Here is a 22,538-nt window from a genome sequence, read left to right as displayed (position 1 = left end):
CTACTCTCCTCGCAGGTAAGCTTTGACGTCTTCTTCGATGGGGTCGTACAGGTCGGGGACAATGCCGATGTACTTGCACGCCTCGTAGAGCACCGGCACCACGTTGGCGTGAATGGCGACGCAGTGGTGGATGTAGGGACCCTCGACGATCTTGGCCTCGAGGCGCTTGAGGTTGTCGACCTCGACCCACAGGTAGGTGCCCATGCCGGCCGGGCCGTCGATGCCGCGGGCGTTGCCCAGCAGCAGCGAGTACTCGCCGTTGTCGCCGTCAAAGCGGGCAAGGGTGAGGTCGCCGTGCTTGGCCTCGGCCGTCAGCGCGCCGGGGTGATCGAAAGCCAGCGGGTAAGTGAGCTTGGGCTTGACGGCCGCGCAGCTGCAGGGCCAGGGGCCGCAGTGCTGCAGCAGCTCGCCGTTCTCGTTATCGGGATGACGCACGGTCCAGTCGGCGAACATGCCGCGGTGACGGCCCAGGTCGGCGGCCTCGACCATCAGCGCGGTGATAGCGCCATGGATGTCGGTCTCGCAGACGATGGGGATGCCCATCTCGTTGAGGATTGCGTTGGCGGCGCAGGGCATAATGCCCAACTCGTCCTGCAGGGCGTTCCAGCACTGGATGGCGCCGGCGTTGCAGCCGTACTTCTCGACCAGGCGCTTCATGGCAATGGCGAGTCCTGCGACCGCAGGAACCTTGTCCTCGGGGATGCAGATCTCAAAGCTGTCACCAATGTGGGCGAGCATGGCTGCCATGGCCTGCTCGTCAGCCTGGGCGTCGCGCACGGCCTGGACAAGCTCGGTCATGGGGATGGGCGAAAGCTGGATGTTGAACTTCTCGAGCAGCTCGCCCTCGTTGCACATGGTCGACCAGAAATCGAACGGACGGGTGGCCATCTGCAGGATGCGGGTGTGCTTGAAGGTCTTGACCACGTTGCACACGGCCAAAAAGTCCCAGACGCCGCGCTCGAACTCGGGATCGGTCAGGCGGCAGTTGGTCATATAGGTGAAGGGGACCTGGAAGCGACGCAGGACCTTGCCGGTGGCGAACAGGCCGCACTGGCTGTCACGCAGGCGGGTGCCGTCAGGCTCGGGGCGCTCATCGCGCGGGCCCCACAGCAGCACGGGCAAGCCGAGCTCGCGGGCAAGGCGAGCGCAAACGTACTCGGTGCCAAAGTTGGCGTGGCAGAGCATGATGCCGTCGACGCCCTCGGCGCGGAACTTCTCGACGATAGGCACGATATGGCTGTCGTCGAACAGCAGGCCCTCGTCGTTGATGTCGTCGATATCCACAATCTCGACGCCGATCTCGCGCAGGCGATCAGCCGTCAGACCGCGATACTTGATCGCGTCCGGCGCGCTAAAGATACTGCGGCGCGTGGGCACAAAGCCGAGCTTGATCTTGTCCATGTACGTCCTCCCCTAGTCACATGTTCAGTAAACAGACGCATGTTTCGTTTTGTTCTGTTTACTAAATGTTTTACTCTTCTGTTTAGAAGTTTAGCGCGAAATACCCGTAGACGGTAGAGAAATCAGCCTAAACGGTATGTAAACAATCTGAACATACAAGGGAAACAAAAAGAGGACCCCGAAGGATCCTCTTCTGAATGGCACTATGTTAACTGCCCTAGCGAGCTTTGGCACGCTGCAGGCAATGCCGTCTCCGCCTAGATTTCGCGCACGCTCTGGCGCTCGACAAAATAGGTCGACACGGCCGTTTTGCAGGTGTAGCTCTTGGGATTGCGGATGTTGCCCACCAGGCGGCGCACCGCGATCTCACCCACCTCGTGCTTGGGAACATGCACCGTGGTGAGCGGCGGGTTGGAGAAAGCGCCCAACGACAGGTCGTCAAAGCCGATGATCGAGACATTATCGGGCACGCGAATGCCGTGCTCGTTGAGCGCGCGCATGGCACCCACGGCGAGCACGTCGTTCTCGGCAAAGAAAGCCGTTGGCAGATCTTCGCGCGAGGAATTGTCGAGCCACGCGCCCATGTCGCGATAGGCGCCCTCGAGCGTGGTGCCCAGCGTGACGCGCCATGCCGGATTGGCCTCGAGGCCCGCATCCTCAAGTGCTTGGCGATAGCCGCGCTCGCGGTCCTTAAAGTTGCGGATACGAAGGTCGCCCGCCAGATAGCCGATTTGCTTGTGACCTTTCTCGATAAGGTAGTCCACGGCACGCAGCACCGAATCGGTATTGGCAATGACCACGGCATCGAAGTACTGGCGGTCGCTCCAGCCATCGAGCACAATCAGGTGGGCGGCGGCGTTAGCGAACAGGGCGTAGTCCTCCTCGCCCAACTCCGTACCCATTAGTACAATAGCGGCGGCCGGATCGGCAATCAGGCCCTCGACCTGCGGACGCACGGCGTCTAGGTCGCTAAAGTCGAGCGAGACAAAGCTCGTGCTCATGCCGTGGCGACGCGCCTGGCGCTCCACGCCCTCGATGACCGCGGGATGGAAGGTGCTCTCGTCCAGGATGGCGCCCGTCTTGCGCGCGAGCACAAACTGGATGCTCTCGAGCTGCGTCGACTGCTGATAGCCGAGCGACTGCGCGCACTCCAGGATGACTTTGGCGGTCTCCTCGCTCACGCTGCGCTTGCGGTTGAGCGCGTTGGACACGGTTGCGGGCGAAAAACCGGTGATGCGGCTGATCTCGCGAACACTTGCTTTGGCCATGGTTCCCCCTAGCAACGGTCGTGGCGGAGCATCGTGGCCTGACCGCCCCGTGACTCGACAACTAAACGACCGCAAATTCAATCTAAACAGAATAGTAAATGTTTAATAGCTAGTTTAGCCTGTTGTCAAGCGAAGCGACGCGACTATTCCCCCAACGGGCGTATTTACTCGGTAGCTAATCTGGAACGGGGCACAGAAACCGTTTAGCCAAGGATGCGAGCCATGCGTGCCTTAAACTCCACGAGGAAACGTGGGGCGTCCACGGTGAGCGCCACGAGCGCGCTCTTATCCGGATCGGACAGACGGTGCTCGTCACAGATAGTGCGGCCGCGGTACTCGCCCAGCAGGTCGACACGAAGATTGCAGCCGAGCGCACCCACGAGCGTGGGATCAATCGCCACGGCAACCGCCAGCGGATCGTGCAGCGCGCAGCCGCCCAGGTAGGGCGCGTTCATTTCGTACGAACCGATATAGTGCTCGACCATGCTCGCAAACGCGCAGCCAGCCATAGTGCCCGAGCCCGTCCAGCCGGCAACGTCGCGACGTGTGAGCACCACGCGGTGCGTCACATCCAAGCCCACCATGGTGAGCTTGCGGCCCGAGCGCAACACGGCGTCGGCAGCCTCGGGGTCGCCCGCCATGTTGGCCTCGGCGCCCGCGCTCACGTTGCCGGGCACGGTAAGCGCACCGCCCATCACGACCACGCGACCGATAGACATCATCGCCGCCGCATCACGCTCCAGGGCGAGCGACAGATTGGAGAGCGGGCCGGTCGCCACGTAGATCAAATCGGGGCCATAGGTACGCGCGGCATCAATCAGGTAATCGACCGCCGCATTGCCATCGGCCGACGTCGCGCCCACCGGCTCGTACGGCGAAGCGGGCACGCTTGCGCCGCCAATACCGTTCTTGCCGTGGATAAGCGTGGTGGACGCCGGCGGCGTGTAGGGTTCGGTCGCCTTCATGGGACGATCGGCGCCCAGGTACACCGGCACCTCGGGACGACCCAACAGGTCGAGCACCGCCAAGCAGTTGTGCGCCGACTGCTCGACGCGCACGTTGCCAAAGCACGTGGTGATGCCGACGAGCTCCACCTCGGGGCTTGCGATGGCATAGGCGAGCGCCATCGCATCGTCCACACCCATATCCAGATCAAGGATCAGCTTCTTGGTTGCCATTGTTCTACTCCGCTTCTCCGCCTTGTACTAAATCGTCCGACCCAAACTTGTGCTCGACTTCCGTACGCGTGGGAATTGATTGCTGAGCGCCCAGGCGCGACACCGTCACCGCCGAGGCGCGAGCACCCGCCGCCATGCACTCAAAGAGCGGCAGGCCCTCCAGACGAGCCACCGCCAACGCGCCGATAAACGTATCGCCCGCGGCCGTCGTATCGACCACCGCGCTCGAAAGCGCCGGCATGCGCAGCGGCTCACCGCCATCGCCGAGCGTAACCGAGCCGGCGCCGCCCAACGTGATGACCGCAGCCCCGGCGCCCTTGTCGAGCAGCGCATTGAGCGCGGCGACGCAACTCGCATCATCCGTGGGCAGAATGCCCGTCAGCACCTGGCACTCGGTCTCGTTGGGGCAGACCAGGTCGACCGCAGGCCAGACCTCCGCAGGCAGCTCGCAGGCGGGCGCTGGATTAAAGACCGTATAGAACCCCAGCTCGTGAGCGCAAACAAGCGCCTCGGCCGTCGCCACAAGGTCACATTCGCCCTGGGCGATAAAGACGCTTCCGGCAGCCGGGGCAATCTCGCTGGCGTCGCCGTCGAGCTCATGGGCCACCAGACGCCTCAACGCGCAGGCAACGTCCGCGCCCGCAAGCGCATGGTTGGCGCCCGGTGACAGTATGATGCGGTTGTCGCCCTCGCAGCGAATGATAGTCGCGGTGCCGGTCTCCACGTCATCGCGAAGCGCCACGAACTCAACACTCACGCCGGCATCCTGGAGCCCCGCCACAAGCGCATCGCCAAAGGTATCACGTCCAACAGCGCCGATCATGCATGTGCGCGCACCCATGCGCGCGGCGGCAACGGCCTGGTTAGCGCCCTTACCGCCGGCGTTGGTGATAAACCCGCTGCCGCCGACGGTCTCGCCCGCACGCGGCATGCGCTCGCACGCCACCGAAAGGTCCATGTTCATGCTGCCGAACACCGCAATGATGTCGCGATCTGCCATGGAAACCTCCTCATCTGCGGGCCTTATGCCCACCGTCGACCATCGATTGTGCGCCCTCGCACCCCCTATAACTTTAGTTCACTTTGATGTGGACGCACGCTTGAGCTTGCGCCAGCAGCAAGCATTCACAGGAGCAGGCAGCTACAATAAATACGTGCTGATTATTCTCGTCATTGGATGATGTTTTATGGAACAATTCTCGCAATCGGGCTCGCGCGGTCGACGCCGCACAGGCAACGAGCCGGCGCCGCACGAACGCGTGAAGAGCGAACGCCGTACCAACGAGCCGCGACGCACCGCAAGCCCTCATCGCGCTTCTACCAACAACGCGGGCCGCGCCAACACTCCCGCCGCGGAGCAGACGCCTGCTCGCCCCAAGTCCCGCTACATCCCTGCCCTTGACGGCCTACGCACGCTTGCCGTCGTCGCGGTGGTGCTCTATCACCTCAACCTCACGTGGGCGCAGGGCGGTCTGCTCGGCGTCACGATCTTCTTTGTGCTTTCGGGCTATCTGATCACACGCCTGCTACTCAACGAAGTCGCTAAGACCGGCCGCATCGACCTCAAGAGCTTCTGGATTCGCCGCATCCGTCGCCTGGTCCCCGCCGTGGTAACGGTAGTGTTCGTGACCTGCGCGCTGTGCACCATCTTTAACCACGTGATGCTCACCAAGATGCGCCCCGACATCCTGCCGTCGCTGCTGTTCTTCAACAACTGGTGGCAGATTGCCCAAAACGTCTCGTACTTCAATGCTCTGGGCGACCCCTCGCCGCTCACGCACTTTTGGTCGCTTGCCATCGAGGAACAGTTCTACCTGATTTGGCCGCCACTGCTGTTTGCCATGGTATCCATGCATGTGAGCAAGCCCAACACGCGCCGCTTGGTTCTGGGCCTTGCCGCGGTATCTGCCCTCGCCATGATGGTGCTTTACAACCCTGCCGCCGACCCCAGCCGCGTGTACTACGGCACCGACACCCGCGTGTTCTCGCTACTGCTGGGTGCCTGGATGGCCTTTATCCCCGATCGCGACCTGGCGCCAGTGCGTCTCGCTCATCGTTTGGGGCTCAATCGCCTGGCTGGCGCCGCCAAGCACGACAAGAACGCCGAGGGCAAACCTAGCGAGAAGGCCGACGAATCAGCCGAGACCGCCCCGGCACAGCCGAGCGCCCTCGTGCGCTTTTGGTCCTCGCCCACATCCATCGATGTGTTGGGCGTCGTGGGTCTGGTTGGCCTTGCCGCCATGGTCGCGCTCACCAACGGCTACACCGCGTTCCAGTATCGCGGCGGCACGCTGCTGTGCTCGGTCCTCACGCTCATGGTCATCGCGGCCTGCGTGCAGCCCCAGGGAATGGTTGCCCGCGCGCTGTCCGCCGAGCCGCTCGTGTGGGTTGGCAAGCGCTCGTACAGCATCTACCTGTGGCACTATCCCCTGCTGTTGCTCATGAACCCGGTCGCCAACATCAACGATACACCGTGGTGGCAGTACATCTTGCAGGTACTTGTGGTGGTCGCCGTGGCCGAATGCTCATATCGCTTTATCGAAACGCCGTTTAGAAAGGGCGCCTTTGAGCGCACCGTATCCGAGTTCCGCGACGGCACCGCCACGCCCGCCAACTGGGCACGCGCGCACGTCCCTGTCTGCGCAACCTGCGCTGTCGTGTTGGTCGTTGCACTGGGCGGCCTGATCTTTGTGCCGGAGACCTCCGCACTGAGCGGTGAGGGCGCCGAAGTCCTCAACAAGGAAGCCAAAAACACCGCGCCCGCCGACCAACAGGCGGCCGACGACACCGACAAGGACAACGACGGCTTCCCCGATGGCTCCTACGATTTGCTTATGATCGGTGACTCCGTGTCGCTGCGCGCCGTTGATTCCTTTGACGGCGGGTTCCCGCACAGCCATATCGATGCCGAAAAGGGCCGCCAGTTTGATGCGGGCCGCGCGACATTTGAGGGCTATCTCCAACAGAACCTTGCCGGCAAGATCGTGGTCTTTGCGCTGGGCACCAACGGCTTGGTAACCGACGATCAGATCGACGCCATCATGGCCGATGCAGGAGATAAGCGTATTGTGGTGTTTGTGAACACACGCAGCCCGCAGCCGTGGGTTGGCTCTACCAACCAGGCCATCGCCAACGCCGCTACGCGCTACAAGAACGTGCGCGTTATCGACTGGTACGGATACAGCGCCAACCGCAACGACCTGTTCGATGGCGATGGCACGCACCTATCGACCGCTGGCGTGACTGAGTACCTCAACTTGATCCACGATGCCGTCAAGAAGGACCTGCCCGTGCACCCCGAAGATCACGTCAACGATCCGCAGCCGGCAGCCGTCAAGTCTGCCACCGACGCGCTCGTCAATGCGCTCGCTCTCAAGCCGCACAAGCTGGGCACCGACAAGTAACCCGCAGCGCAAACTTCCCACATCCGGAGGGGTGCCCGCCACGGCAGGCACCCCTCCGGCAGTTAGGGACGTTCCTTATGTGCCGGCACCCAGGGACACTCCTGACACAGCCGAGGAACGCCCTCCTTGCGACCGAATTCTGAGTACCTCGCCACCCCGAGCGTTGTTTCCAAGCCCACACCCGCAGCAAACAACCCAAAATCACTCTTTTCGAGCCGACTCCAAGAGGTCATGGACAAAAAGTGGCAAATATGAGTACTGTTACCATTTTAGTAGCAGGCAAAACCACCCAAAATGGCGCCCCTGCGGTAGCGCGCGACCCTTCCAGTTGACCAGAATAGCCGACTTAGGACTTGGAGACCCGCTTTTAATGAACAGATTCTTAGCTATGTTCATTATTTTCTTGGTCGTAAATGCTATCGGCCAGGCAACAGTACTCATATTTGGCATTTTTTGTCCACTCGCATATTACTAACCCCCTATAACAGGCAAAAAACAGGCCGCAGCCCATCGCTGCGGCCTGTTTGGAGTCAAAAAGAGGCGCTAAGCGCTGTAACCCATCGCCTGCAGAACAAACATGACGACCGTGAGCACCGTAATCACGCCGATAGTCGCCCAAGTGAGCACGTTCCACACGCGGCCGTTGCGGTTGGCACCCATAATGTGACGGTCGGCGGCGATAACCACCTGGAACACCAGAACCACGGGCAGCAGCACGCCGTTGATGACCTGCGAGGTCATCATAATCTGGAACAAATCGACGCCGGGCATGAGCACCAACACGGCAGAAATGCCGATGATGGCCGTAATGATGCCGCGATAGACCGGGGCCTCGTCCCAGCTGCGATCGGCGCCTCGTTCCCAACCAAATGCCTCGCAGATGGCACTCGACGTAACGCCCGGCAGCACGCAGGCAGCCAAAAAGCTCGCTGCGGCCAGGCCCGAGGCAAACAACACCGTGGACCACTGGCCCGCGATGGGCTCCAGCGCGCGGGCGGCATCGGCGGCATCGCTAATCTGAATACCCGCCGGGAACAGCACCGTACCGGTCGTGATGATAATGAAGCCCGCAATGATATCAGCAGCGATCGAGCCGCTCACGGTATCAATACGCTGCAGCACGATGTCGTCCTCGCCCGCATTCTTATCGACCACGTTGTTCTGAGCCAAGAAGATCATCCACGGTGCGATGGTGGTACCGATCGTTGCGACCACGAGCGACACGTAGCTGGGGTCGTTTTGAATATTGGGGACGACCAAGTCGACCGCGACCTCGCCCCAGTTGGGGCCGGCCATAAACGCGGCGACGATGTAGGTCACGAACACGCAGCTTACCAGCAGCAAAATCTTCTCGATGCGCTGGAAACTGCCCGACATGGTAAGCATCCACACCAGCAGCGCCACGAGCGGCACCGAAATGCTCGCCGGCACGCCAAACAGGGCAAGTCCGCTCGCGATACCCGCAAACTCCGAAATGGTCACGGCCGTGTTGGCGATCAACAGCGCCGCCATGGCCAGCACGCTCTTGCGCACGCCAAAGCGCTCGCGAATGAGCGACGCCAGGCCCTTACCCGTGACGCATCCGCAGCGCGCCGCGGTCTCCTGCGTCACGATGAGCAGCACGGTCATGACGGGAAGCATCCAGAGCATCTTGTAACCATAGCTGGCGCCCGCGCTGGAATACGTGGCGATGCCGCCGGCGTCATTACCCGAAAGCGCCGCCAACAGACCGGGGCCCATGGCGCCAAAGATGGCGGCGATGGTCAGCTTTTGCTTGGTGCTCGCCTTTTGCTTCGTGTTTTGCACGCGACCACCTATCCCATGACCGACATGGTGAGCAGCACCGCGGCGATGCAGTACGCCACACACGAGATCATGACGGCGATAACGTTCATGGCGGTACCCGACGTGTTAAGGTCGTGCTCGTCGCGCCAGAACAGCACCATCAGGTAAATCACGGCGCTCATGTTGCCAACCAGGCAAATGATGGCAGCGATATTAAAGCACCCGGTAAAGAGTTGCTCCTCAAACATGGGCGCATCGGGGAATGCAGCGGTGCGCACCAGCTGCGCGCACAGGTAAGTAACAAGCGAAAGGATCAGGCCCATGCCCGTGCTCTGGAAGAAGAATCCCAGGTACGGTTTGGGCTCGTCGTCGTGACCGTCGTACTCGAGGAAGTAGTTCTTGACGAACGACACCATGCGCGAGGCAGCCAGCAGCACGAGCGGCATGGCGCACATGGGGAACACCACCAGATGCGCGGAGCCCAGCGCCGTCCCCAGCACCGTCGCCATAATGCACGAGGCGATGCCCCACACGACGACCCAGTACTGACGATGCACGAACCAGCTGAGCACGTTCGTCGAGTCGTCCGACGCGCTATCGCCCGAGCCGACACCGGCGATCTGCAGGTCCTCCTGATGCTCCTCGGCGATTACGTCCATGGCGTCGTCGAAGGTCACGATACCCAGGATATGACGGTTCTCGTCGCAGACAGGGATGGCAACCAGGTCGTACTTGGTCATCTCGTCCGTCACGTCTTCCTGGTCCTCGTCGGGCGACACGTAGACCAGATCGCGATAGGCGAGCTGGCCCAGCGTGGCGTCGCGGTCGGCCACGATCAGCGTGCGCAGCGAAAGCACGCCCGTCAGCATGCCGCTCGGATCCTCGGTATAGACGTAATAGACGCTCTCAAAGTCCTCGTCGAGTTTGCGAATCGCCTCGATGGCATCGCCGACCGTCGCCGTGGCGGGCAGCGAGACAAACTCCGAGGTCATGATGCGGCCGGCGGTGTTGTCCTCGTAGCCCAGCAGATTACGAATCGCCTTCTCCTCCTTGACGCCCATCAGGCGCAGGAGCTTCTCGGCCTTCTCATAATCGAGCTCGTCGATCAGGTCGGCAGCGTCGTCCGGGTCCATCATGGCCAGCATCGACGATGCGTCCGTGTCGGACAGGCCCTCGAGCATCTCGGTCATGAGCTCGTCGTCATCGAACTCCGAGATGGCCTCGGCGGCCTGCGCCGTATCGAGCTGCGCGAACACCTGCGCGCGCAGGCGCGGGTCGAGCTGCTCGATGATGTCAGCGATGTCGGCAGGATGCAGCTCGCCAAGCGTCTTGTGCGACACCGAGAGCTGGATGTTCTTAGTCGAGCGATCGAGCAGGTCCATGTAAGACCAGGCGATAATGTCCTCGCTGAGCGGCTTGCCCAAGTGCTTCATAAAGCCCTCGACGACGTGCTCGAGCGCGGGGCTGATTGCACGCAGCAGACCGCGGGCGCCGACCTCGGCACCCAGCAGGCGCAACTGATTTTCGCCCGACATGGAGAACTTGATGTCGTTGACGCGCACGACTTTCATGCCCTGCGTGTCGACAATCTGTTTGTTGAGCACGTCGCGAGCCAGCAACAGCTCGGTCGGCTGCAAGTACGAAAAACGGATTTCGGTGGCCGGCGACTTAAGATGAACGCCCGTCTCGTCGATACGGTCGACCCATTTGCGCCAACTGATCATAAACGGCGTCTTGCCGGGTCCGCGGAACGCGAGCGACGTCACGTGCGGAAAAACTTCGCCGGTTGCAATGCCAAAATCGTTCACAACGCCGAGCTTTTCGCCATCGACGTCCAAGACCGGCAATTTGAGCATCTCACTCAGATAATTCAATGGTGCTCCCCATCATTATTCCTGCGGACCGCGTGGCCATGCCGGCACGCAATCCGTGGACTTTTAGACATGTATACGCATGCGCGGGCGGCACGCCGCTCGACGCTCACACCCCGTGCACGCGCAGAAAGCACCTGCATGGGGTCATCGACTGTATGGTCGAGGTTTGGATTTCACCTGTAACCTTTCTCTTGACCCTCATTAACCGCAGTAACTATAGCATCAGCATCGCGCTGCGGCACCGAATTTATGCGCTGCACATTGCAGGCATACCAAACACTGACGTATCCGTGACATAGTCATTGGGGACGTTCTTACATGATTAGTCCGTGGTGTCGTCGTCCTCGGGGAGTTGGGGGAACACGGCGTTTTTGGGCATGGAAACCTTGGTGAGCGAGGTGAGCTTTTTGCTCAATGCCGTGTCCGTCTTGACCAGGTCGCTGAGCGTCACGATCTTGTAGCCGTCGGCGACAAGGCCATCGATAATCTGCGGCAGTGCCTCGAGCGTCTGCTCGGCGCACTCATCGCTATCGGTGAGCAGCACGATATTGCCTGGCGTCACCGAATCGAGCACGGTCGATACTTGCTCGTCAGCGCCGTTGAGCAGCCAGTCGCCCGAATCGATATTCCACGAAACCACGGCGGACACCAGGTCCATCGAATCGATCCAGTTTTGCTCATCAAACGCGGCGTAGGGGGCACGCAGCAACATCGTCTCGACGCCGGTCGCCGACTTAATCGCCTCGGTGCCCTTCGCGATCTGCTTGCGCACCGTCTCGCGATCCTCGCCCTTGAGCGAATCATCGCTGTAGCTGTTGGAGCCGATCTCGCACCCGGCATCGACAATCGCTTTGGCAGTAGCGGGCGAGGCTTCCGCGGCATCGCCCGAAAGGAAGAACGTCGCCGTGACGCCCTTTTCCTTGAGTACCTGCAAGATCTGCTTGGTCGCGCCGCTCGGACCCTCGTCAAATGTCAGGGCCACGTACTTTTCGTTGCCCTTGGGCGCTACGCTTGCGCACTCGACTACGCAGTCGGTGGCGGGCACGACCTCGCCGCGGTCCTGCGTCTTGCCCGACTGCTCGCCGACCCATACCTCGGAGCGGCCCTGAACGCCCCAGGTTTTGACATACTCAATGGCACCCGTGCCCTCGACCTTAAGCTTTGGCTCGATAGTCGTGGCCTGGACCTCGTGCTTTTCGTACATGTTGCGGCCGTCCTTGACCGTCACCTTCTCGCCGCCCTCAAGTTCGCGACTATCCCATTTGCCTTGCTTCACGCGCTTGCCGTCGACCTTCACCGACAGCTTTTCGCCGCCATGGCGCTTGAGCACGCTGTCGTCGACGGCCAGCAGATCGCCGGCGTCGTACGTTTCGGTCAGGCTTTGATCGTCGATAAGATTCTGCAACGTAGAGCCCACGCGCACCGCGGTCTTTTGCCCGTTGAGCTCCACGTCTACGCTGCGGTTGACGTAGCCCACGACGGCAGCGATAAACAGCACGAGCGCGCAACCCACGGCGATAAGCGCATAGGGCAGACGGGACGGTCGGCGCGGCGAGCGCCCGTTGCCGATGCGCGCGCTGCGATCGCTAAACCCACGGCTATGGTTGAGGTACATCGCACCGGGCTTACGGCGACGTCGACGCTGACCGCTGGGCAGTTGCCCCAGGTCGCGGCGCGCCGTCGGACGCGCACCCGAGCGCCCGTTTAAGTTAGATTCGTTTTGGCGCATGTGCCCTCCCCCATAAACACAGCGAGCCGGAGCAACATGTCTCCGGCTCGCCTCCCATCATTTGGTACGTCGCTATTTGCTAGCTTTTGACGAGCCCCCGCTCGCCTTTTGATATTCGTCCTTAAAGGCCTTGAACATACCGCGCGTCTTGCCGAGCTGCTTGCCCAGTGCGCGGCTGCCTTTGTCCACGGCGACCGATCCCTTGTCATCGAGCACCTTGGCGCCCTTCTTGACCTTATCGCCCACCACGACACTGGCCTCGGCAGCCTTGGCGGCCGCGCCGCCCGAATACCCGAGCGCCTTGACCTCGTCCGAGACAATCATCGCGCCGTTCTCGTAGCCGCGCAGCATCGTCGGCGGCACCTGCGTGTCGCCCACCAGCACACTCGAAGCGGCACCGGCGGTCACGTAGAACATCTGCACAATACCCGAGCGCGGCTTGAACTCAACGTCCGAGCAGTAGCCCACGACATCGCCCGATTCCGTGCGCACGTCCATGCCAACCCAGATGATGCAATCGTCCAGGTTGATGTCGAGGCGCTTGGCCGCGGCGGCATCGTAGGTGCCCTTGACGTCGTCGACCGCAACAGCACCCTCATAGACGCCGATGGCATCGAGCGCCACAAAGCGGTCGGGGCGCTCGATCATACCCGCGATATCGGACTGGCGGACCATAAAGCCCACCACGCGCGTGCCGCCCGGGGTAAAGACGGGAAAGTGAATCTTGCCGAGCTTTTTAGGGCTGCGCGGCGTGCCGTCCTTTTTGGTGCGCTTGTCTTCGGCAGGCTTACGATAAACCTTGACGCCGACAAAATCCCCTGCGCGCATTATGCCTCGGTCGAGGGCTCCGTGGCCTCGGTGTCGGCCTCGGCGACGTTCTCGACCACGACGTCGGCAGCGGGCGTCACGTTGCCGCCCGAGATGGCATCGTTGAGCTGCTCGCGAAGCTGGTCCATGCGCTCGCGGGCCAGGTCGACCTTGGCGCGCAGGTCATCGGTCTTGGCGTCGACCATCGGACCAAAGTCGTTGACCGCGGCACGAGCCTCCTCGGCACCGTGCTCGTAGGTGTCACGCATGTTGTCCCAGGCATCGTTGGCGATATCGGCGGCCATGGCGCGGGTCTCGGCACCCGAGCGCGGGGCCAGAGCAACGCCGATGATAGCGCCGGCAGCAGCACCAAAGAGCGCACCGGAGACAAAGCTGAAAGTCTTTCCCATGATCATTCCTCTCCTGCGGGCACCTCGATGCCCACCGTTTGAATGCTGTCCATTATACCCGCAGCGCAACACTTGCCGTCGCGCTCATCTGCGTACGGTAAAAGCGCAGGTACATGATGGTGATAAGCGAGTGAGCCTACTCCTGAGGCGCAGCCGGCATGGCGACCGTGGCGGCCGGATCCTCGCCGGCGCCATCAACGAGCGGCAGGTTGCCCTCGTGCGCCGAGCCGGACGGAGCCGTTGCCGCACCGCCAAAGACGGCCGCGGGGGCCTCGTGGTTCTCGGCGACCGCACCCTCGGTATCGATTGGCATCTGCGGCTCGTCGTCAAAGCTCGGGACGCCTTGGGGCTCCGCAGACTCGGGCTCAGCAGGCGCGTCGGCAACGGGCTCAGCGTCGGCCTCGGCAGGAGCGTCGCCCTCGGGCGCATCCTCGGCCACGTCCTCGCCGTTCGCAGCGGCAACGGCCTCGTGCGGGTCCTTGCCCTCGGCCTCGGCGCGCATGCCCAGCACCAGGTTGCGCAGGCCCGCGACCGTGCCTTCCACGTCGGGGGCCGGCTGATCGGCGTGCAGGTACGCCCAGTCCATCATAAAGGTCGCCGATGACAGCGCGCCAATGGCCAACGCGTCGTCGGGACACGAAAGCTCAACCTCAAAGACACGCTCGTCATGCTCGCTCACACGCGTGCGACCGCACGAGATACTGCCGGCAAGACCGGTCTCATTCATGAGCTCGACCGTCACGTGCTCCAGCAGGTGGCAAAGCTCGGTCTGGCCCATGCAGTCCTGGAACTCGCGACCCGAATCGCCCAGGCACAGGTGCTTGGCAATCGCGGGCACCAGGTAGTACACGCGCGCCGTGGCCTCGATATCCTCCGAGGTCATGAGCGGCATGCCGGGGTTCACCAGCACGTGCGCGCAAATCTTGTCCTCGCTGACGGTGACCTTAAGGATGTTGAACAGGCCTGCCATAACTCTCCCCTACTCGTCCTTGCCCTACTCGTCGCCGTCGTGCGGATCCGCAGGGCCCGCACCCGACGCCGCCGGCTTCTCTGCCGAAGACTCGGAATCCTTCTTATCGGTTTCGGCCGGAGCGATCACGCGAATGAGCGAGATGCGCTGGCCACGCATCGACTGCACTTTAAACTTGTACCCCGCGACCTCAAACACCTCTCCGATGTCGGGCACCGAGTCGCAAAGCTCCAAAATCCAGCCGGCGATGGTCTCATAATCATCGCTTTCCTCGAGCGGCCAACCAAGCTCAATCGCGTCATCGCACGAAAAACGCCCATCGACGAGCCACTCACGGCGCGAGAGGCGCGTGAGGTACTTGTTGTCGGGGTCGAACTCGTCCTCGATCTCGCCGACGATCTCCTCGACGATATCTTCGATGGTGATGATGCCGGCCGTGCCGCCGTACTCGTCCACGACGACCACGATCTGGTCGTGCGAGGTCTGCATCTCGGACAGCAGCGGCAGGATGTCCTTGGTATCGGGCACAAAGGTGGCGTCGCGCAAAAAGCCGGCGATGGGCTGGTCGCCCTTGCCGTCGAGCGCGGGCTGGATCAGGTCCTTGATGTGCGCGATGCCCGCGACGTTGTCGGGATCCTCGTGATAGACGGGGATGCGGCTGAAGCCGGTCTGGCGCATGGTGGACAACACGTCGGCGACCGTCTCGTCGTCCTCACACATGGTGGTGTCCACGCGCGGCACCATGACCTCGCGGGCAACGGTGTCGCCCAGGTCAAAGATCTCGTGGATCATGCGCTTTTCCTCGTCGAGCAGGTCGTCCTGCTCCGAGACCATGTACTTGATTTCTTCCTCCGAGACGTTCTGGCGGTCATCGGCGCTCTTGATGCGCAGGATGCGGGCCAGGCCGTCGGAGCAGGCACCGGTCAGCCACACGAGCGGGCGGGCGATCTTTTGGAACACGGAGAGCGGTCCCACGACCTGTTTGGATACGCCCTCGGCGTTAGCAAGGCCGATGCGCTTGGGCACGAGCTCGCCGATCACGATGGACACAAAGGCGACCGCGACGGTGATGATGACCGGCGCCAGGCCGCGCGCGATGGCGGAAAGCGGCGCGATGCCAAAGCTCATGAGCCATGTGGCGAGCGGGTCGGACAGGCTCGTCGAGGCGACGGCGGACGAGGCGAAGCCCACGAGCGTGATGGCGACCTGAATGGTGGCGAGCAGCTGGTCGGAATCGGCGGCAAGCTGGACGGCGCGCTCGGCGCGCTTATCGCCCTCCTCGGCATCGTGTTCCAACACGGCGCGCTTAGCCGTGGTGAGAGCCATCTCGGACATGGAGAAGTAGCCGTTGATAAGCGTTAAAACGAGCGTGGTAATAAGGGAGATGGTTATGTCCATCGGGAGTTTCTCGAACCTCCAAGATTCGGGACGTTGGGTAGTAAGCGTAGGTGACGGATAGGGCAATTGCGCCGGTTGCCCGTGCGAGCGGGGCCGTGGGCGCGGTCGCTAGATTACGAAGAGGATCACCGCCATGAACTGGAAGATGCTGCCGGCGAGCACCCACAAGTGGAAAACACTGTGCAGATAGCGCACGTTTTTGGCGATATAGAACGGCACGCCCACGGTATAGCACACGCCGCCAACGGCGAGCAGGGCAAGCGCCACGGGGTTGAGCAGCGACACGAGCTCGGGCAGCTTAAAGACGACGAGCCAGCCCATCAGCAGGTAGACCAGGCCGCTTACCCAGTGCGGCTGACGCTCGCGCAAAAAGCACTCGAGTGCGATGCCGATGATGGCGATGGCCCACACGGCAAAGAACAGCGCAGGGCCGCCGTCGTTTGCGAGCGTGATGAGGCAAAACGGGGTATAGCTGCCGGCTATGAGCAGGTAAATGCAGCTGTGGTCGATGATGCGAAACACGCGCTTGGCGCGAGCGGGCTGAATCGCGTGATAGAGCGTGGAGGCCAAGTATTCGAGGATGATACTGACACCATAGACAATCGCCGCGGCCATGTGGGCCGGGCCTCCGCCGCGCAGGGCAGCGAATACGATCAGGAGCACCAGACCCGCGATACCCAGCAAGCAGCCGACACCATGGGTGACGGAGTTCATGATCTCCTCGCCCACCGTGTAGTGCGGAACGGCCGCGGCCTTGGGTCGCGGCTTAGAACTGTCGCTCGAATCGGACATGCCGGTTACATCCTCCAACGTAAAGAGTTCTCAACACTATATCAAAGCGTCTGGGTGCGTGCGAAATTTGCACCATACGTGACCCTTTGTTTACCCATTCTTTGCCTGTTGACGCATCAACGGCGAACGTCCATAATGCGCTTGCATTAAATGTTGATGCATTAACATCTTATAGGAGAATACCGCATGGCTCAAAACGCACATTCCCATCGAAAGCTCAAGATAGCCGGCATCGTTGCACTGGTGCTCGTTGTCGCGCTGCTGGGGTTTGCCGGCAACTTTCTGTTTGACTTCGCGCTGAATCCCCGCGCTCCATACACCATGAAGATGATGCAGGACGGCAAGGACGGCAAGGACGGCAAGGAAAGTGAGCAGCCGGATGCCGAGGGAACCGAGGCACGGGCATGGTTTAAAGAGAACCGCGAGAGCAGCAGCCTCACCGCAGATGACGGAACCGAACTTGCCGCTTGGTATTTTGCCGCCCCAGAGAGCACGCACAATTACGCTATCTGCCTACACGGATACACCGATGAGCCCATCGGTATGGCCCGATACGCCAAACGATTCCATGACCGCGGCATGAACGTGCTCGCGCCTGCCGCCCGTGCCCACGAGCGCTCCGGCGGCGACTATATCGGCATGGGCTGGCCCGAGCGGCTCGATGTCGTTGCATGGATTGGGCGGATCGTTCAGGCTGACCCCGAGGCGCGCATCCTGGTCTTTGGCGAGTCGATGGGTGCAGCAACCGCCATGGACGTCGCGGGGGAATCTCTGCCCGCAAACGTGAAATGCATTATCGAGGACTGTGGCTATACGAGTGTTTGGGACGAGTTTTCTCTGCAGCTCAAGGACGTGTTCGGCCTGCCCAGCTTTCCCTTGCTCGATGTAGCAAACTTGGTGTGCAACGTGCGCGCGGGCTACGACTTTCATAAGGCGAGCAGTGTGGAGCAACTCAAACACGCGACGGTTCCCATGTTGTTCATCCACGGCGACCAGGACACCTTTGTGCCGTACGACATGCTCGACCAAAACTACGACGTGTGCGCCAGCAAGGTCAAGCAAAAGCTCACCATCCATGGCGCTACCCACGCCAAGAGCGCGCAAGTCGACCCCGAGCTCTACTGGAATACGGTCGACGACTTCCTCGGAAAGAATTTTTAGGCAAAAAGCAACGTCCGAGGCTTTATCTGACCCCCTATTTTCGAAAGTATGCGGCAAAATCTGGAACTGCCGACCAGACCGCAGTTTTATCAACAATTTATCAAGGGTTTTGTTGCCAAAAAACGTCGTGTGCTCGGCGGTCTCGAAATTTGCCGCATACTTCCGGAAAACCGCCCGCGAGCGCTGTGCTCGCGGGCGGTTTTTGCTTGAATTACGCCACGAATGCGCTTGTTTTGTCCAATAGCTAGGCGCTATTTGACCTCGATGAGCTTGTACTTACTCGTGCCCAGGCCGATCTTCTCGGCATGTGCGATACACGCGCGCCAGTCGGTGTCGGGATGCGTGATGCAGAAGGGATCCTTGGCCTGCTCGCCCTCCAGATGCTCGTGATTATGCTCCATCTTGGCCGCGCTGTCAGTAAGCTCGGTGTTAGGCAGCGGCTCGGACGCCAGGACGGCGTCGGCGCAGGCCTGGTCGATGGCGACCGGGTCGAAGCTCGCGAACATGCCGATGTCGTTGACGATGGGCGTGTCGTTTTCGGGATGGCAATCGCAGTTGGGACTGATGTCCATGGCGAGCGAGATGTGGAAGCTCGGGCGGCCGTCGACGATGGCCTTGGTGTACTCGGCGATCTTGTAGTTGAGCACGTCGGCCGCGGCGTCATAGTCGGGCTTGATGCAGTCCTGGTTGCACGCCGCGATGCAGCGTCCGCAGCCCACGCAGCGATCGTGGTCGATGGCAGCCACGTGAACCGTGCGGGTACTGCCGTTGGCAAGCTCGCGCTCACGCGTACCGTCAAACGTGATGGCGCTGTGCGCGCAAATCTTCTCGCAGGCACGGCAACCTACGCAGTTGGTAGTATCGACGCTCGGCTTGCCGGCGGCATGCTGCTCCATCTTGCCGGCACGGCTGCCGCCTCCCATGCCCAGGTTCTTCATGGCGCCGCCAAAACCGGCCTGCTCATGACCCTTAAAGTGCGTGAGGCTGATCACGATGTCGGCATCCATGAGTGCCTGACCAATCTTTGCCTCTCGCACGTACTCACCGCCCTCGACCGGGACGAGTGCCTCGTCGGTACCCTTGAGGCCGTCGGCGATGATGATCTGGCAGCCCGTGGCATACGGGGTAAAGCCGTTCTGGTAGGCGGTGTCGATGTGCTCGAGTGCGTTTTTGCGGCTACCGACGTAGAGCGTGTTGCAATCGGTGAGGAAGGGCTTGCCGCCCAGCTCCTTCACGACGTCTGCGACGGCGCGGGCGTAGTTAGGGCGCAAAAAGCTCAGATTGCCCAGCTCGCCAAAGTGAATCTTGATGGCGACGAACTTGTTCTCAAAGTCGATCTGCTCGATACCGGCGCGGCGAATGAGGCGCTTGAGTTTGTCGAGCTGGCTCTCGCGAGCATGCGTGCGCAGGTTGGTGAAGTACACCTTAGCGGGTGCTGCGGGTGCAGTTGCGGTCATAGATCTATCCCCTCGGTCTATATGGCGTTACAGACATAGAGGATGGTACCCGTTGAAGTAGGGTCGAAGTCAAGCGCAACACCGAGTCGTTAGGCACTCATTGGGGACGGACTTAAATGAGTGCCTCCCTTCCGGCAGTTGGGGACAGTCCTTGCCAGCCCGGCCGGCGAGCCGGCGAATCGGCAAAGACTGTCCCCAATGGCTAGTCGTTTAAGAACGTCCCCGATGACTACTCTTGGACTTTGAGGGCCTCGGCCAGGCTGACGCGCTTGATAGAGCGCGTGTGTAGCAACGCCACGACCAGGTAGGTCGCAAAGCCAATGCCGACGCATGCCGCCATGGACCAGGTCGGCACGTAAATCTCGATATTGCCGTTATAGGCGAGCAGCATAGAGCGGAAGATGGCCGTGAGCGAGCCGATGATCACCGGCAGGCTCAGCACGAGCGACGCCGCCACGCACAGCGTGATCGAGCGGATGTACAGATGCGAGATCTCGCTATCTCGATAGCCAAAGACTTTCATATAGCTGATCGAACGGGCGCTGTGGTCGATCACGGCCTTGGTCAGCAGGTACATAAACAGCAGGAAGATAAACACCGCGAGCCCGACCATCATGCCGATCATTTTGCTCATCATGCCGATGAACTGGTCGCCCACGGCGCGCATGTCGTCGGGCGTTGTGTCGCCGGCAAAGTAGCGCGCGTCGAGGTCGAGCTTCTCGTCGCTCACATAGCCGTTAAAGTAGGCGGCATCGTTGTCGAACAGCTCGTTAAAGTCATCGATACTCATATAGATATTCATGTCCGACTTGGAGCCCCAGGCATAGTCCTTGCCCGCGTACTCAAGGGAATAATGCTCGCCCTCGTACTTATCGCTGAGTGTGACCTTCTGGCCCTCGCTCCAGCCAAACTTGTCGAGCAGGCCGCCGCCAAAGACAACGCGGCCGTCGCCGACGTCGAGGTCTTTCCAATAACGCGAATCGGATGAAATGCCGTAGACGGAAATCGTCTCCTCACCATTACCATCGCCACGGTCGTATTGCAGCTGGTAAACGGCGTATTTCTCGGCCTGCGCGATTGCGCCCGCGCCGTTGTCGGTCGTATTGACCGGATGGATATCGTCGTTGTCAGTGTCGATCTTAGAGGCCTTGTCGATCAGGTCGATAGCCTCATCGCGGTCGCAGCCGAGGGCATCGGCCAGGTCGTCGAGGCGCGCATAGAGCGCATCCTTCTTGTCCTGAACGCTTGCGAGCGCGTCCTGCGCCGCGGCCAGGCTCTCGGCAGACGGAGAGCTGGCTACGGCATCGGCTGCCGTCTGCGCCGCATCGGCCGCGTCGTCAAGCTCGTCATCGGCATCCTGGGCGGCAGAAAGCAGCGCGCCGTCAATCGACTGCAAGCGCTCGAGCGCCGACCACTGCTCGCGTTCCTCGACAGTGCCCTCGAGCTCCAGCGGAGCCTTGAGCGTGTACTGGTGCTCGGCGACCAGGCTCGTCTCGAGATTGTCCGCATAGTGCGTCATCGTGGGCAGAATCGCCAGGCCAAAGAGCAGTAGCAGCGAGGCAAACGCGATGCCCACGAAGAGCGTGGCGAAGTTGCCCAGATTGCGCAGGAAGATACGCAGGCGGAAGCGGGAAACAAAACCCATGCGCTCCGGCAGCTGCAGGCCGCGCTTGGTGCCCGATTTGCCGCTCGCCTCGTGACGAAGGAACTGCAACGGCGTCTTGCCCATCTTGCGAAGCAGACCCACCAGCGTGATGAGGATGAGCGCGGCGGCGGGAACCACGGCACACTTCACGAAGATCTCCCAGCTCCAGTACACCTGGAAGGGCGGCAGGCTGTACGAGCCGTAGTAGAGACCGCGCATGGGCTCGGTAAAGAACGCAACGCCGAACGCGGTGCCCAAAAGCGCCGCGAGCACGCCCACGATGGCGGGAAGTGCCAGGTAGTGCAGCACGATCTCGCGGCGGCGATAGCCGCTGGCGAGCAGCGTGCCGATGATGGCGCCCTCCTCCTCGATGGTGGCGTCGGTGAGCACCACAAAGACGAACGCCATGATCACGATGATGATGTCGAGCAACGTCATCCACATCATGGAGTCGCCGTCCACGTCGTCGCGCGCATAGCCAATGCCCTGGTTGGAATCGGCATCGATCAGATCGTCCACGCGCGCATTGGCATCGGTCAGCGCCTCGACCATATCCTGCTCGGCATCGATGCGGTCCGCGGTGGGGAGGTCGCGATCGGCAAAGGTGAAGGAGTAGGTGTAGGCAGGTGCACCACCGGCATCCTCGAGCGCGGCAAAGCCGGCGTCGGTGACCTCGGCCACACCATAGGTGATGGTGTTCACCGTAAAGTCCGAATTGTTGAGGAACAGTGCCTGGCTATCGGGCTGGGTCATGATGCCGCAGATGGTGTAGGTGCGGCCCTCAAGCTCAACCTTATCGCCCACGACAAGGTCGTTGTTGGTGGCAAAAACGCGGTCGATAGCCACCTCATCGTCCGTCTTGGGCTCCTTGCCCTCACAGTAGGACGCGATATCGACCTTGGTGCGGTGCGCATAGGTGCGCAGCGTGCGCTTGGTGCCGTCGTCGCCGGCGGTCTTTTTGATGATGGCGTCGATGGAGAAATTCTTGTAGAGCGTGACGCCGCCGACGTCCTCAGCCGCGTCTTCGGCAGCCTTGAGCTGCTCGTCGGTGGCCTCGAAGGAGGTAGTCACGCGGCCGTCCTCGATCGTGTACTCATCGCGCATGTCGTCAATGAGGCAGCCGATGGAATGCGCCGCGAGCAAAAAGCCCGACGTGAGGGCGATGCTTCCGCACATAAGCAAAAAGATGCCCAGGTACTTACCGACATTGCGGCGCAGCTCGCGCGGGAGTCGCTTTGCGAGAGGTGTCATGGCGTCGC

16 protein-coding genes are annotated in these 22,538 nt (G+C 61.5%); 2 read left to right on the top strand and 14 right to left on the bottom strand.

Going from position 1 to position 22,538, the window contains the following annotated elements:
* The 4 genes from DXA43_RS07795 to DXA43_RS07780 form a co-directional block, all read right to left on the bottom strand.
* On the bottom strand, positions 1-1,401 hold the full coding sequence (locus DXA43_RS07795; RefSeq protein WP_117806775.1) for an L-fucose/L-arabinose isomerase family protein: 1,401 nt from the start codon (positions 1,399-1,401) through the stop codon (positions 1-3).
* 257 nt (positions 1,402-1,658) lie between these two features.
* Positions 1,659-2,669, bottom strand: coding sequence for a LacI family DNA-binding transcriptional regulator (locus tag DXA43_RS07790; RefSeq protein ID WP_117806774.1), 1,011 nt, complete (start codon positions 2,667-2,669; stop codon positions 1,659-1,661).
* A gap of 203 nt (positions 2,670-2,872) precedes the next feature.
* Positions 2,873-3,847, bottom strand: coding sequence for a nucleoside hydrolase (locus tag DXA43_RS07785; RefSeq protein ID WP_117806773.1), 975 nt, complete (start codon positions 3,845-3,847; stop codon positions 2,873-2,875).
* Positions 3,848-3,851: 4 nt separating this feature from the next.
* On the bottom strand, positions 3,852-4,847 hold the full coding sequence (locus DXA43_RS07780; RefSeq protein ID WP_117806772.1) for a ribokinase: 996 nt from the start codon (positions 4,845-4,847) through the stop codon (positions 3,852-3,854).
* A gap of 187 nt (positions 4,848-5,034) precedes the next feature.
* Here DXA43_RS07780 and DXA43_RS07775 point away from each other — a divergent pair, with 187 nt between their 5' ends.
* Complete coding sequence (locus tag DXA43_RS07775) at positions 5,035-7,251, top strand: acyltransferase family protein (RefSeq protein ID WP_117806771.1); 2,217 nt, start codon at positions 5,035-5,037, stop codon at positions 7,249-7,251.
* 543 nt (positions 7,252-7,794) lie between these two features.
* On the opposite strand, the gene DXA43_RS07770 is transcribed toward DXA43_RS07775, so the two are convergent.
* The 8 genes from DXA43_RS07770 to DXA43_RS07735 form a co-directional block, all read right to left on the bottom strand.
* Positions 7,795-8,991 carry an Nramp family divalent metal transporter gene (locus DXA43_RS07770; protein WP_117806780.1) on the bottom strand — a complete coding sequence of 399 codons (1,197 nt, stop codon included), beginning with the start codon at positions 8,989-8,991 and terminating at the stop codon, positions 7,795-7,797.
* Positions 8,992-9,065: 74 nt separating this feature from the next.
* Entirely contained in the window at positions 9,066-10,910 is a 1,845-nt protein-coding gene (locus DXA43_RS07765; RefSeq protein ID WP_117806770.1) for a magnesium transporter, read from the bottom strand.
* Positions 10,911-11,232: 322 nt separating this feature from the next.
* Positions 11,233-12,639: a polysaccharide deacetylase family protein gene (locus DXA43_RS07760; protein ID WP_233540046.1), complete on the bottom strand. Its 1,407-nt coding sequence runs from the start codon at positions 12,637-12,639 to the stop codon at positions 11,233-11,235.
* Between the two features lie 72 nt (positions 12,640-12,711).
* On the bottom strand, positions 12,712-13,467 hold the full coding sequence (locus DXA43_RS07755; RefSeq protein WP_117640511.1) for a PRC-barrel domain containing protein: 756 nt from the start codon (positions 13,465-13,467) through the stop codon (positions 12,712-12,714).
* Positions 13,467-13,856, bottom strand: a complete 390-nt coding sequence (locus DXA43_RS07750; protein ID WP_117803579.1) for a YtxH domain-containing protein — start codon at positions 13,854-13,856, stop codon at positions 13,467-13,469. Before DXA43_RS07750 ends, DXA43_RS07755 begins: the two co-directional genes overlap by 1 nt.
* A gap of 136 nt (positions 13,857-13,992) precedes the next feature.
* Complete coding sequence (locus DXA43_RS07745; RefSeq protein ID WP_233540045.1) at positions 13,993-14,826, bottom strand: hypothetical protein; 834 nt, start codon at positions 14,824-14,826, stop codon at positions 13,993-13,995.
* A gap of 24 nt (positions 14,827-14,850) precedes the next feature.
* Positions 14,851-16,224: a hemolysin family protein gene (locus DXA43_RS07740; RefSeq protein ID WP_117806769.1), complete on the bottom strand. Its 1,374-nt coding sequence runs from the start codon at positions 16,222-16,224 to the stop codon at positions 14,851-14,853.
* Positions 16,225-16,332: 108 nt separating this feature from the next.
* Positions 16,333-17,016 carry a hemolysin III family protein gene (locus DXA43_RS07735; RefSeq protein ID WP_199580553.1) on the bottom strand — a complete coding sequence of 228 codons (684 nt, stop codon included), beginning with the start codon at positions 17,014-17,016 and terminating at the stop codon, positions 16,333-16,335.
* 186 nt (positions 17,017-17,202) lie between these two features.
* Here DXA43_RS07735 and DXA43_RS07730 point away from each other — a divergent pair, with 186 nt between their 5' ends.
* Positions 17,203-18,177, top strand: coding sequence for an alpha/beta hydrolase (locus DXA43_RS07730; protein WP_117806768.1), 975 nt, complete (start codon positions 17,203-17,205; stop codon positions 18,175-18,177).
* Between the two features lie 251 nt (positions 18,178-18,428).
* Here DXA43_RS07730 and DXA43_RS07725 read toward each other — a convergent pair whose 3' ends face one another.
* Together DXA43_RS07725 and DXA43_RS07720 are read right to left on the bottom strand one after the other, a co-directional pair.
* Complete coding sequence (locus DXA43_RS07725; RefSeq protein WP_117806767.1) at positions 18,429-19,634, bottom strand: DUF362 domain-containing protein; 1,206 nt, start codon at positions 19,632-19,634, stop codon at positions 18,429-18,431.
* Between the two features lie 229 nt (positions 19,635-19,863).
* Complete coding sequence (locus tag DXA43_RS07720; protein ID WP_117806766.1) at positions 19,864-22,530, bottom strand: ABC transporter permease; 2,667 nt, start codon at positions 22,528-22,530, stop codon at positions 19,864-19,866.
* Positions 22,531-22,538 lie beyond the last annotated feature (8 nt).

The organism is Collinsella sp. OF02-10, assembly GCF_003463445.1.
Taxonomy (GTDB): domain Bacteria; phylum Actinomycetota; class Coriobacteriia; order Coriobacteriales; family Coriobacteriaceae; genus Collinsella.
Note: the sequence above shows the minus strand (reverse complement) of the source record. Positions and strands in the feature narration are given on the sequence as shown.

What these genes read in the sequence shown, in the direction of transcription:
- DXA43_RS07795 (WP_117806775.1), bottom strand. Translation starts at nt 1,401, where the DNA reads ATGGACAAGATCAAGCTCGGCTTTGTGCCCACGCGCCGCAGTATCTTT.
- DXA43_RS07790 (WP_117806774.1), bottom strand. Translation starts at nt 2,669, where the DNA reads ATGGCCAAAGCAAGTGTTCGCGAGATCAGCCGCATCACCGGTTTTTCG.
- DXA43_RS07785 (WP_117806773.1), bottom strand. Translation starts at nt 3,847, where the DNA reads ATGGCAACCAAGAAGCTGATCCTTGATCTGGATATGGGTGTGGACGAT.
- DXA43_RS07780 (WP_117806772.1), bottom strand. Translation starts at nt 4,847, where the DNA reads ATGGCAGATCGCGACATCATTGCGGTGTTCGGCAGCATGAACATGGAC.
- DXA43_RS07775 (WP_117806771.1), top strand. Translation starts at nt 5,035, where the DNA reads ATGGAACAATTCTCGCAATCGGGCTCGCGCGGTCGACGCCGCACAGGC.
- DXA43_RS07770 (WP_117806780.1), bottom strand. Translation starts at nt 8,991, where the DNA reads ATGGGCCCCGGTCTGTTGGCGGCGCTTTCGGGTAATGACGCCGGCGGC.
- DXA43_RS07760 (WP_233540046.1), bottom strand. Translation starts at nt 12,639, where the DNA reads ATGCGCCAAAACGAATCTAACTTAAACGGGCGCTCGGGTGCGCGTCCG.
- DXA43_RS07755 (WP_117640511.1), bottom strand. Translation starts at nt 13,467, where the DNA reads ATGCGCGCAGGGGATTTTGTCGGCGTCAAGGTTTATCGTAAGCCTGCC.
- DXA43_RS07750 (WP_117803579.1), bottom strand. Translation starts at nt 13,856, where the DNA reads ATGGGAAAGACTTTCAGCTTTGTCTCCGGTGCGCTCTTTGGTGCTGCT.
- DXA43_RS07745 (WP_233540045.1), bottom strand. Translation starts at nt 14,826, where the DNA reads ATGGCAGGCCTGTTCAACATCCTTAAGGTCACCGTCAGCGAGGACAAG.
- DXA43_RS07740 (WP_117806769.1), bottom strand. Translation starts at nt 16,224, where the DNA reads ATGGACATAACCATCTCCCTTATTACCACGCTCGTTTTAACGCTTATC.
- DXA43_RS07735 (WP_199580553.1), bottom strand. Translation starts at nt 17,016, where the DNA reads ATGTCCGATTCGAGCGACAGTTCTAAGCCGCGACCCAAGGCCGCGGCC.
- DXA43_RS07730 (WP_117806768.1), top strand. Translation starts at nt 17,203, where the DNA reads ATGGCTCAAAACGCACATTCCCATCGAAAGCTCAAGATAGCCGGCATC.
- DXA43_RS07725 (WP_117806767.1), bottom strand. Translation starts at nt 19,634, where the DNA reads ATGACCGCAACTGCACCCGCAGCACCCGCTAAGGTGTACTTCACCAAC.
- DXA43_RS07720 (WP_117806766.1), bottom strand. Translation starts at nt 22,530, where the DNA reads ATGACACCTCTCGCAAAGCGACTCCCGCGCGAGCTGCGCCGCAATGTC.